Source organism: Chloroflexota bacterium (assembly GCA_013152435.1).
GTDB lineage: Bacteria > Chloroflexota > Anaerolineae > DUEN01 > DUEN01 > DUEN01.
Genome location: JAADGJ010000147.1, coordinates 1 through 11,806, shown reverse-complemented (window position 1 = coordinate 11,806; position 11,806 = coordinate 1). Strand labels below are relative to the sequence as shown.

General features: G+C 65.6%; 11 protein-coding genes. All 11 read left to right on the top strand.

Annotation, left to right across the window (positions count from 1 at the left end; genetic code table 11):
- Positions 1 to 650, top strand: a 650-nt coding sequence (locus GXP39_19910) for an ABC transporter permease (protein NOZ30300.1), incomplete at its 5' end; no start/stop codon positions are given.
- Between the two features lie 12 nt (positions 651 to 662).
- A complete protein-coding gene (locus tag GXP39_19905; GenBank protein ID NOZ30299.1) occupies positions 663 to 1,592 on the top strand; it encodes an ABC transporter permease in 930 nt (309 codons plus the stop codon).
- 5 nt (positions 1,593 to 1,597) lie between these two features.
- Positions 1,598 to 3,139: an ABC transporter ATP-binding protein gene (locus tag GXP39_19900; GenBank protein ID NOZ30298.1), complete on the top strand. Its 1,542-nt coding sequence runs from the start codon at positions 1,598 to 1,600 to the stop codon at positions 3,137 to 3,139.
- A gap of 183 nt (positions 3,140 to 3,322) precedes the next feature.
- Complete coding sequence (locus tag GXP39_19895) at positions 3,323 to 4,810, top strand: menaquinone biosynthesis decarboxylase (GenBank protein ID NOZ30297.1); 1,488 nt, start codon at positions 3,323 to 3,325, stop codon at positions 4,808 to 4,810.
- Between the two features lie 39 nt (positions 4,811 to 4,849).
- The gene (gene ubiA / locus GXP39_19890; GenBank protein NOZ30296.1) at positions 4,850 to 5,707 is read left to right on the top strand and encodes a UbiA family prenyltransferase; all 858 of its coding nucleotides are present in this window, start codon (positions 4,850 to 4,852) and stop codon (positions 5,705 to 5,707) included.
- 35 nt (positions 5,708 to 5,742) lie between these two features.
- Positions 5,743 to 6,702: an ABC transporter substrate-binding protein gene (locus GXP39_19885; protein NOZ30295.1), complete on the top strand. Its 960-nt coding sequence runs from the start codon at positions 5,743 to 5,745 to the stop codon at positions 6,700 to 6,702.
- 101 nt (positions 6,703 to 6,803) lie between these two features.
- The gene (locus GXP39_19880) at positions 6,804 to 7,028 is read left to right on the top strand and encodes an ATP-binding cassette domain-containing protein (GenBank protein ID NOZ30294.1); all 225 of its coding nucleotides are present in this window, start codon (positions 6,804 to 6,806) and stop codon (positions 7,026 to 7,028) included.
- The gene (locus tag GXP39_19875; GenBank protein ID NOZ30293.1) at positions 7,025 to 7,579 is read left to right on the top strand and encodes an ATP-binding cassette domain-containing protein; all 555 of its coding nucleotides are present in this window, start codon (positions 7,025 to 7,027) and stop codon (positions 7,577 to 7,579) included. Before GXP39_19880 ends, GXP39_19875 begins: the two co-directional genes overlap by 4 nt.
- A gap of 155 nt (positions 7,580 to 7,734) precedes the next feature.
- Positions 7,735 to 8,478, top strand: a complete 744-nt coding sequence (locus tag GXP39_19870; GenBank protein ID NOZ30292.1) for an ABC transporter permease subunit — start codon at positions 7,735 to 7,737, stop codon at positions 8,476 to 8,478.
- A gap of 56 nt (positions 8,479 to 8,534) precedes the next feature.
- Positions 8,535 to 10,421, top strand: coding sequence for a DUF389 domain-containing protein (locus tag GXP39_19865; protein NOZ30291.1), 1,887 nt, complete (start codon positions 8,535 to 8,537; stop codon positions 10,419 to 10,421).
- Positions 10,422 to 10,544: 123 nt separating this feature from the next.
- The coding region (locus GXP39_19860; GenBank protein ID NOZ30290.1) for an L-seryl-tRNA(Sec) selenium transferase at positions 10,545 to 11,806 on the top strand (1,262 nt) is incomplete at its 3' end.

Genomic DNA, 11,806 nt, shown 5'->3' with positions numbered 1-11,806 from the left:
TGATGAATTATCTGGCTTTGTTGCTCAGTGGTTGGCTGTTGGGTGGGCCCATGCGGGACCCGAATCCCCTGAACGTCATCTCCCAAACGCAGAAGATCGCCGTGTCCGCTCGTATCCCCCGCATTTTTGCGGATTATCGATTGCATTGGGGGACGGTATTGGCGTTGGCCGTGGCCGCGCTGGTGTACTGGCTTCTGTGGAAGACGACGGTGGGCTTTGAGATCCGCACGGTGGGAGCGAATCCCGAGGCTGCCCGATATGCGGGCATCCGGGTGGGCCGTGTGGTGGTATTGAGCATGGCCCTGAGCGGCTTGTTGGCCGGGCTGGCGGGCGCCGTCGAGGTCTCCGGGGTCAACTACTACCACGCGCTGGGGTTCAGCGTGGGGTACGGCTTTGATTCCATCGCGATCGCTCTGTTGGGGAGGAACCACCCGCTGGGCGTGGTGTTGGGAGCGTTCTTGTTCGGGGCCATGCGTAGCGGGGCGACCCAGATGCAGTTCCGCTCGCAGGTTTCGGTGGACATCATCTCGGTGATCCAGGCGTTGATCCTGATGTTCGTCGCCGCAGATGCCATTATCCGGTGGATCTATCGCATCAAAGCGCCCGTGGAGGCCGAGGAGCTGGTCCTCACCCGCGGGTGGGGTGGCTGAGGGGAGGTGGCTATGGAGCTGGATAGGGTTGCCCTCCTCGTCGTGAGCATGTTGGCGACCACGCTGCAGGTGGCGACGCCGCTGACGCTCGGGGCGCTGTCCGGGCTCTTCTGCGAGCGCTCGGGCGTGGTCAACATCGCCATCGAGGGGATGATGCTCTCGGCGGCCTTCTTCGGGTACATCGCCGGGTTCTATACCAAGAGCCTCTATGTGGGCCTGGTGGTGGCCATTTTCACGGGCGGAATGATGGCCCTGCTACATGCGGTGCTGTCCGTCTCCTTCCGGGTGGACCAAATCATCTCGGGCACCGTGATCAACATCCTGGCCATCGGCGTGACCGGTTATCTGAACACGCAGCTGTTCTTCGGCGTGGAACGCACCACCGGGGCCGGCACCTTCCCCCGCATCGCACTGCCCATCCTGGCCGATCTCCCGGTGGTGGGGCGCATCTTCGATCAGCGCCCGATCACCTTCGCCGCGCTGGCCCTGGTATTCCTCGCGCATTTCGTGCTGTTCAAGACGCGCTGGGGGCTGCGGACGCGCGCCGTGGGCGAACACCCTCGCGCCGCGGACACTGTGGGCATCAACGTCTACTTCATGCGGTATGCCAACGTTATCATCGGCGGCCTGATCGCCGGGCTGGCCGGCGCCTACTTCACGCTGGAGTCCATCCCCCAGTTTGAGCCGCTCATGACCAGCGGCCGAGGGTTCATCTCCCTGGCGGCGCTGATCTTCGGCAAGTGGACCCCGTTGGGCGCCTGGGGGGCGGCGCTGCTCTTCGGCATGGCGCAGGCCATCCAGATCAACGCCCAGCAGTTCGGGATCCCGCTGCCCTCCCAGTTCGTGGGGATGTTCCCCTATCTCCTCACCATGATCGTGCTCAGCGGAGTGGTCGGGCGGTCGACCCCGCCGGCCGCCGTGGGGCAGCCGTACGAGAGGTAGGAGGGATGATGGACGACGTCGTGCAACCAGTCCTGGAAGCTCAGGGGATCACCAAGCGCTTCCCCGGCGTGTTGGCGAACGATCACATCGACTTCACGCTGATGCCCGGGGAGATCCATGCCCTGTTGGGAGAAAACGGCGCCGGCAAGACGACGTTGATGAACATCCTATACGGCCTCTATCACCCGGACGAGGGGCGGATCCTGGTGCGGGGCCGAGAGGTGACGATCCACGATCCCAATGATGCCATCCGCCTGGGGATCGGCATGGTGCACCAGCACTTCATGCTGATCCCGGTGTTCACCGTGGCCGAGAACATCATGTTGGGCATGGAGCTGGTCCGGGATAAGGTGGTCCTGGACCGGGAGCGGGCGGAGGAGCGGATCCGTGAGCTTTCTCATCAGTACGGATTGGACGTGGATCCCACGGCCTACGTGCGAGATCTGCCGGTGGGGGCCCAGCAGCGGGTGGAGATCGTCAAGGCGCTCTATCGGGAGGCCGACATCCTGATCCTGGACGAGCCGACCGCTGTGCTGACGCCGCAGGAGGCGGAGGACCTGTTCCGCGTCATGCGGTCGCTGGCTGAGCAGGGGAAGTCCATCATCTTCATCAGCCACAAGCTCAAAGAGGTGTTGTCCGTGGCCGATCGCATCACCGTGCTGCGGGGAGGGCGCGTCGTGGGGACGCGTCGCCCGGAGGAGGCTACGGAGGCGGATTTGGCGGAGATGATGGTGGGGCGTAAGGTCGTGTTGACCGTGCCCAAGTCCGACGTTCACCCGGGCGAGGAGGTCTTGCGCGTGGAGGATCTGCGCGTGCGAGATCAGCGGGGCAGCGAGTCCGTGCGCGGCGTGTCGCTCTCCGTGCGCGCCGGGGAGATCCTGGGGGTGGCGGGCGTGCAGGGCAATGGCCAAACCGAACTGGTGGAGGCGTTGACGGGCCTTCGGCCGATCGAGTCGGGCACGGTGCGCATGTTGGGGCAGGATATGACGCATGCCCTGGTCCGCCAACGGATCGAGGCCGGCCTCGCCCACATCCCGGAGGACCGGCAGAGGCACGGGCTGGTGCTCTCCTACCCCGTGGCCGAATGCCTGGTCCTGTGCACGTACTATCGGCCGCCGTTCGCCAATGGGATCAACCTGAATCAGCAAGCCATCGCGGAGAACGCCACCCGACTGGTGCAGGAGTTCGATATCCGCACTCCCAGCATCTACACGTCCACCGGCTCCCTCTCCGGCGGGAACCAGCAGAAGGTGATCGTGGCCCGGGAGTTCTCCCGGCCGGTGAAGCTCCTGATCGCTGCCCAACCCACCCGGGGGCTGGACGTGGGCTCCATCGAATACATCCATCAGCAGATTGTGGCCATGCGGGACGCGGGTGTGGCGGTGTTGCTGATCTCGGCCGAGCTGGATGAGATCATGGCCCTATCCGATCGCATCGCCGTCATGTATCGGGGCGAGGTGATCGAGACGCTGCCGGCCGCTCAGGCGACCCGGGAGCAGCTGGGGCTGCTGATGGCCGGCGTGCGCGTGAACGGAGACGGGCACTGATGCCGTGGATTCGACGGGTTCCCACCTGGGGAGGGGCCTGATCCCCTCTGATGCCAAGGTGGGGTTAGGTAGAACATGGAGGCGCGTCCCCGAGGGCGCGCCTCTGCGCGTTGACGGAGCGGGTGGGGTGGTGTACAATCGCCACGCCCCGTTGGGGGATGGATCGATCTGAGGGAGAGGGGTATGGCTTATCGGGATCTGCGGGCGTTCATCGATCGGCTGGAGAAGGCCGGGGAGCTGGTGCGGATCCAGGCGCCGGTCAGCGCCCACCTGGAGATCACCGAGATCGTGGATCGGGTGAGCAAGGGGCCGGCCGAGCGCAACAAGGCCCTTCTCTTCGAGCGCGTCAAGGGGTACGATATCCCCGTCCTCATCAACATGTTGGGATCACCCCGGCGGATGGCGTGGGCGTTGGGCGTGGAGGACCTGAACGAGCTCACCGACCGGCTCTCCACCCTGATCCGGCCGGAGCTGCCGCGTGGCCTGGGACAGGCGCTGGATCGGGCCGGCGAGATGTGGGGGGCGCTGCGCGCCGTGGGATTGAAGCCGAACATCGTGCGCAAGGCGCCCGTTCAGGACGTCGTTCTCACCGGTGAGCGGGTGACCCTGGAGCATTTGCCCATCCTGCAATGCTGGCCCGAGGATGGCGGGCGCTACATCACCCTGCCGACGGTGATCTCTCGTGATCCGGAGACTGGCATCCGCAATGTGGGCATGTATCGGCTTCAGGTGTACGATGAGCGTACGTTGGGGATGCACTGGCAATTGCACAAGGGAGGAGCCGAGCACGAGCGCAAGGCCCGGGAGATGGGTCGCGACCGCATCCCGGTGGCGGTCAGTTTGGGCGGCGATCCGGCGATCGTCTGGGCGGGCTCGGCGCCGCTGCCGCCGGATATCGATGAGTTCTTGTTGGCTGGGTGGCTGCGCGGCAGGCCGGTGGAGCTGGTACGGTGCGTGACGCAGCCGCTGGAGGTGCCGGCCCACGCGGAGATCGTGATCGAGGGGTATGTGGACCCGGAGGAGCGCCGGCCGGAGGGGCCGTTCGGGGATCATACCGGCTATTACACGCCGGTGGACGACTATCCTGTGATGCACGTCACCGCGATCACGCACCGGCGGCAGCCGATCTACCCGGCCACCGTCGTCGGGCGGCCCCCTATGGAAGACTACTGGATGGGCAAGGCTACGGAGCGGCTGTTTCTGCCGTTGATGAAGCTGTTCCTGAGCGAGATCGTGGATATCAACATGCCGGCCGAGGGGGTCTTCCACAACCTGGTGTTGGTGTCCATCCGCAAACGGTTCCCGGGCCATGCCAGGAAGGTCATCAACGGCCTCTGGGGGATGGGGCTAATGATGCTGGCCAAGTGCATCATCGTCTTCGACCAGGACGTGGATGTGCAGAACGTGAGCGAGGCCATGTTCCATGCCCTCAACAACGTGGACTGGGCGCGGGACGTGGTTATCCAGGAGGGGCCGGTAGACGCCCTGGATCATGCCTCGTATCGGTTTGCTTTCGGCGGCAAGATCGGGATCGACGCCACAGCCAAGTGGCCGGAGGAAGGATACCTTCGTGAATGGCCGAAGCTGATCGAGATGGCGGAGCCCATTCGCAGGCTGGTGACGGAGCGATGGGCGGAGTATGGGTTGGCAGACGGGGAGGAGACCGGGTAGCCTTGTGAGCTCTCCTATGAACGCGATGCTTAAGGGACGATGAAACGAATTCGGCTTTTCCTGGAGATGATCAAGTTCGAGCACACCATCTTCGCGCTCCCGTTCGCCTATTTGGGGATGGTGCTGGCTGCGCGCGGCTGGCCCACCTGGCACCAGTTCGTGTGGATCACCATCGCGATGGCGGCCGCGCGTACGTTGGCGATGTCCGTCAACCGGGCGGTCGATCGGCATCTGGACGCGCGCAACCCGCGTACGGCCCGGCGAGCGCTGCCGCGCGGACTGTTGACGCCCGCGCAGGTGTGGGGGGCGGCGGCGATCTCGCTGGCGGTGTTCCTCCTGGCCGCCTGGCAGCTGAACGATTTCGTCCTGCGCCTGGCGCCGCTGGCGGTGATCGCGCTGGTGGGCTACTCGTATACCAAGCGTTTCACGTGGCTGTCGCATTGGGTCCTGGGCATGACCGATGGGGCCGCGGCCGCGGGCGCATGGGCGGCCGTGCGTGCCTCGTTGAGCGACCCGATCCCCTGGCTGCTGTGGGCGGCCGTCACCGTTTGGATCGCCGGATTCGACCTCATCTACGCGTGCCAGGACGTGGAATTCGATCGGGAGATGGGATTGCAGGCTGTGCCCGCTCGCTTCGGCGTGGCGACGGCCCTGCGATGGGCGCAGATCTGCCATGTGCTGACGGTGGCGCTGCTGGCGGCCGTGGGATGGGTGGCCGGACTGGGATGGATCTACTGGGTGGGCCTCTTCATCGTGGCCATGCTGCTGCTCTACGAGCACTCCCTGGTGAAGCCGGATGACCTATCCCGGGTGGACGTGGCGTTTTTCAACGTGAACGGATACATCAGCATCACGACGTTCCTCGCGACGCTGCTGGCCGTGCTCGTGAGGGCGTGATCCAATCGAGAATCATAGGGAGGTAAACATACGTCATGAGGAAGTGGATCGCTTTTCTGCTGGTCGTTTTGGTCCTTGTGGGATGCGCCCCGCCGGCTACCCCCGTTGCTCCGGCGGAGGATACGCACCTCAAGATGGGATTGCTGCCCATTCTGGATGTGATCCCGTTCTTCGTCGCGGAGCAGAAGGGGTATTTCGAGGAGCAGGGGATTCAGGTGGAGCTGGTTCCCGTGAAATCGGCTCAGGAGCGGGACACCCTGATGCAGACCGGGCAGATCGATGGGCAACTGAACGATCTGATCTCCACGGCGTTGTTTAACAAGGAGAAGCCCAAGATCAAAGTCGTGTACACGGCCCGGCGTGCTTATCCCGATGCCCCGCAATTCCGCATCCTGGCCGCGCCGGGCACGGATCTCAAAACCCCGGCCGACCTGAAGGGGGTGCCCATCGGCGTGTCGCAGAACACGATCATCGAGTACATCACGCAGCGGATGTTGGAGGCGGAGGGATTGACCCCGGAGGAGATCGTGTTCACCGAGGTGACCGCCATCCCGGTGCGCTTTGAGCTGTTGATGAACGGTCAGTTGCAGGCGGCCACGCTGCCCGATCCTCTGGCACAGGGCGCCATCGCCGGTGGAGCCCGTCTGATCATAGATGATACGGCGCACACCGAGCTGTCCCAGTCCGTCCTCTCCTTCAGCGTGGAGGCGCTTACACAGAAGCCGAACACGGTGCGAAAGTTCCTGGCCGCCTGGGAGAAGGCCGTCAACGAGATCAACGCCGATCCCACGGCGTATCAGGACCTGCTGATCGAGAAGGGGCGGGTGCCGAAGTCCATCCAGGGCACGTATGCCATGCCGCCGTTCCCCGTGGGACAGGTGCCGACGGAGGAGCAGTTCGCCGACGTGATCCAGTGGCTGAAGGACAAGGGGCTGATCGACCGGGATATCCCATATGAGGACCTGGTCGATGCCTCGTTCCTGCCGGAGAAATAGGCATCTCGTGTTTACGTCTTACGCAACACGCAATACGCAACACACAACACGTAATACGCAACACGCAATACGTGATACGCAACACGCATCACGCACCCGTCATGATCTCCGTTGAGAGCCTGACCTTTGTCTATCCCGGGCGTCCTCCCCTGTTCCAGGACTTTGACTGGCGCGTGGAGCCGGGGGAGCGATGGGCGGTCATCGGGCCGTCCGGCTGCGGGAAGACGACGCTGTTGTACCTGATCGCCGGGTTGCGACAGCCGACGAACGGCGTCGTCCGTGTGGCGGGCGTCCCGGTGACCCGNGGGGAGCCAGTATCGGGTTGATCCTGCAGGATTATGGCTTGTTGCCGTGGGCTACCGTATGGGAGAATGCCGCCCTGGGCATGCGCCTGGGGCGGTTCTACGCTCACAAGCGGAATGATGGGCCCGCCCGGCCCTACCCTCCGCCGGACATCCCGCCCGAGCGGGTGGACTACTGGCTGAAGCGGCTGGGCATCGTCGAGCTGCGTGATCACTATCCCAGCCAGCTATCGGGTGGGCAGCGGCAGCGCACTGCCATCGCCCGCACGCTGGTGTTGGAGCCGAACGTGCTGCTCATGGATGAGCCCTTCTCCTCCCTGGACGCGCTCACGCGAGAGGATCTGCAGAACCTGGTCCTGGAGCTGGCCGACGAGCTGCAGCTCACGATGGTCTTGGTGACGCATAACATCGAGGAGGCGGTCTTCCTGGGGCAGCGCATTCTGGTGTTGGGACGGCCTCCCATTACGCGAGCGCGGGTGATCGAGAACGCTGAGGCCGGTGATCCAGGCTACCGCGGCCAGCCCGCTTATCTGGCGAGGTGTACAGAGCTGCGGATAGCGTTGGCGGGGGAGTAGCGCCGCCTGCGATGATGGGATGGATTCGTCGGACGAGTAAATGCCGAGGTTATGGCATGCTTCCATCACGCAAAGGACGATCTTGGGGAGATGCCCTCGTGACGGACGTGAAATCGTCTGCCGTCTTTTGCCTTTCGTCCTCAAAGTGAGGTGCGATGCGGCGACGTGATGTGCTTCTGGCGGCGATCGGAGTGATCATCCTCTGGCAGGGACTGGCCTGGGGGGTGCATCGAGATGTGCTGCCCACCCCTTATCAGGTGTTCCGGGCCCTGCTCGTGGAGCTGCCGCGAGGGCTGGGACGCCACTTTCTGGTCAGCGCCTGGCGGGTGGTGGCATCAGTGATCGTGGCCGTGGCCACGGCGGTGCCGGCCGGGCTGGTGCTGGGGCAGAGCCCCGCGCTGAATCGAATCTTCTCCCCCTTCATCTACATTATCTATCCCATTCCCAAGATCGTCTTCCTTCCCATTATCCTGCTGTTCTTGGGCGTGGGAGATCGCTCCAAGATCTTCATCATCGCGCTGATCCTCTTCTTCCAGGTGCTTGTGGTGGTGCGAGACGAGGCGGGCGGGATTCGGCCCGAGCTGCTCTACTCCGTGCGTTCGTTAGGGGCCGGGAGACGGGCGCTCTTCCGGTTCGTCTATCTGCCGGCGACCCTGCCTGCCGTGCTCACCGCGCTGCGCGTCTCCGTGGGGACGGCGGTCGCCGTCCTCTTTTTCGCCGAGTCCTTCGCCACCACGTCCGGGCTGGGGTATTACATCATCGTGGAGTCGTGGGGACGGCTGGCGTATCCGGAGATGTACGCGGGTGTGGTGGCGATGAGCGTGTTGGGCCTGATGTTGTACTTCGTCATCGATCGATTGGAACGATGGCTTTGCCCCTGGCTATTCGTGGAGCGATGAGCGATGGGCCCGCCACCCTCGGCTGGTGGGATTGGGCGTAGGGAGAGGGGGCGCACGTGAGGAAGGCGGACTCGTTCCCCGTGGAGAAAGCGGGCTACACCGTGATGGTGGCCGTGGGGGAGGAAAAGCAGCTGGCCCCACTGGCCGGCTTCGGCTGTGCGTTGGCCCGTTCGAAGGCGGGACGCGTCACGCTCGTGACCGTCACCCCGGATGGGGTGCGGCCTCCCTGGCTGGAGATCCCCCCCTCGTGCCAGGATGTGCCCGTCGATGTGTTGGTCCTCCGTCGGCGGCAGGCCCCCGGCCGGGATCTCGTCCACGTCGTGAATCAGAACATGCCGGATATCCTGGTGATCGGCTGGCGTGGGCGGCCGACCCGGGGACGCTACCTGTTGGGGCAGACGCTGGACCCGGTGCTGCGCGATGTGCTCTGCGACGTCGCCGTCGTGCGGTCCGATGCCACGCATACGCCCCGAAGCATCCTGGTTCCGACGGCCGGCGGCCCCAACGCTGAGAAAGCGCTGGAGATCGCCTTCTCCCTGGGGACGGATGTGCAGGTGACCGCGTTGTACGTGGCCCGGCGCTCGTTGGGACAGCCAGAGGTGATCATCGGCCGGGAGCGGCTGAGGGCGGCCGCAGCCCCCTGGAAGGGGGACGATCGGTTGCGCCTTCGGGTCGTTCAGGCTCACAGCGTCGTGCGGGGGATCCTGGGTGAGGCCAACAGCGGCCGCTATGATCTGCTCCTGATCGGGGCCAGCAACGAGAGCGCGATGGATCGGGCCCTGTTCGGGAACGTGCCCCAGGCCGTGGCCGTGGAGTCCCCCATCGCCACCGTCGTGATCCGGCGCCAGGCTGAGACCGTGCAGCGGCGCCTGCGCCATGCCTGGTGGCGCGTCTGGCGGTTCTTCCCCACGATCAGCACGGCCGAGCAGGTGGACGTGTACAAGCGGATCCATCGCGGCGCGCGGCCGGGTGTGGATTTCCTCGTGATGATCAGCCTGTCGGCAGCCCTCGCCGCGATCGGGCTCTTGATGGATAGCTCCACGGTCATCATCGGCGCTATGGTGGTCGCCCCGCTCATGTCGGCCCTCCTGGCCCTGGGCCTGGGGGTGAGTATGGGGAACCTGCGGATGATCCGCATGGCCCTGGGGGCCATCCTGAAGGGGGCCTTCCTGGCGGTTCTGGTGGGCTTCCTGGTGGGGATGATGATGCCCGCCGCGTCGCCCACGGGAGAGGTGTTGGCGCGCAGCCATCCCTCCATCGTGGATCTGATCGTGGCGTTGTTGTCTGGCCTGGCCGGCGCCTACGCCATCTGTCGGCGGGACATCTCGGCGGCCTTGGTCGGCGTGGCCATCGCGGCCGCGGTGGTGCCCCCGTTGGCGACCATCGGCATTGGGATCGCGCTGGCGAACGCGGAGATCACCAGCGGGGCGCTTCTTCTGTTCCTGACGAACCTGATCGCCATCAGCGCGGCCGGGGGGCTGGTCTTCCTGGCGTTTGGTTTCCACCCCGAGCCCGGTGAGACGGAGCGCGCCCGCGTGCTCCATCGCGGCCTCAGGGACGCCCTCTTCCTGTTGCTGGTGATCACCATTCCGCTGGTCTGGCTGACCTGGCGCTCCGTGCAGCAGACTACCTTGCAGCGGGCCGTGGCGAGCGTCCTGGCCACCGAGGTGTCCAGCGGCCGGATGGAGGTCGTCGACTGGCGTTTGTGTGCGGAGCAGAGGGATGCTTTGTGCCTGGAGATCGTTGCCCGGGTGGACCATCGGGTGAGCGAGGCGGAGATGGAGGCTTTGCAGCACCGGCTGGCGTCTCGGCTGAGCCGCCCCGTCTCCCTGCACGTGAGCGTGATCCCCGTCCAGCAGTTTCATATCCGGGTGGCTCCTGCGATCTCCACATCCGGCGCGTCGCCGGATCTCTCTCCACCCCGTTCGTCCACCGGCGAATGATCGGATGGAGGAAAGGCGCCGTTTCTCCTCTTTGACACGCGTTTGTAGACGTGATACGCTGCGCGATGTGGATAGATGAGCTGAGAGTCATGGAGGGGGGTTCGATTGGGCGTCCAGGATGAGTTGAGAAAACTTCCCAGTGTGGATCGCCTGCTGCGGGCTCCGGAGCTGGCGCAGGTGATCGCCGATTGGGGCCATGAGCTGGTGACGGATGCCATCCGCCGCGCGGTGGATCGTGCCCGAGAGGCGGTACTGAGCGGGCATCCCTGTCCCGAACAGGGGGTGTTGATCCGGGACGCGATGGCGGAGATCGAGCGCGTCACCCGGCCGTCGCTGAATCCGGTCATCAACGCCACCGGGGTCATCATCCACACCAACCTGGGCCGCGCCCCGTTGAGCGCGGCCGCGCGGGGGGCGATGGTCGCCGTCGCCCGGGGGTATTCCAACCTGGAGTACGATCTGGAGGCTGGCCGTCGTGGCTCCCGCTACGATCACGCGGTGGCCCTGTTGCGCCAGTTGACCGGCGCGGAGGATGCGCTGGTGGTCAACAACAACGCGGGGGCCGTGTTGCTGGCGTTGGCCGGCGTGGCGGCCGGGCGGGAGGTGATCGTCTCCCGTGGGCAGCTGGTCGAGATCGGCGGGGGCTTTCGCGTGCCGGATGTGATGCGGCAGAGCGGCGCCAGGCTGGTGGAGGTGGGCACGACGAACCGTACGCATCTGCGGGATTACGAGGCCGCCATTGGGCCGGAGACGGCCGCGCTGTTGCGGGTGCACCAGTCCAACTTCCGCATCATCGGGTTCACCACGGAGGTCTCCCTGGCGGAGATGGTGGCCCTGGCCCGGGAGCACGGGCTGGCCGTGATCGACGATCTGGGCAGCGGCACCCTGCTGGATACGACGGCTTACGGTCTGGCCCCGGAGCCGCGCGTGCAGGAGAGCGTGGCGGCCGGCGCCGACCTGGTGACCTTCAGCGGCGATAAGCTGTTGGGCGGCCCTCAGGCCGGGATCATCGTGGGGCGGGAGCGATGGGTGCGTGCGTTGCGCCGCCATCCCCTGGCGCGGGCGCTGCGCGTGGACAAGACCACCCTGGCCGGGCTTCAGGCCACGCTATTGCACTACCTGCGGGGGGAGGCGGAGCGGGAGATCCCCGTGTGGCGCATGATCGCGGCGAGGCCGGAGGATCTGGAGCGCCGGGCCCGAACCTGGGCGGAGGCGTTGCAAGCGCAGGGGGTGGAGGCTGCGATCGCCGCGACGCAGTCGGCCGTGGGAGGCGGCTCCCTGCCCGGTGAGACGTTGCCCTCTACCGCCGTGGTGCTGACGCCGCGGTCGGCGGAGGCGCTGGGGCGGGCGCTGCGCGAGGGGGACCCGCCCGTGGTGGCTCGCGT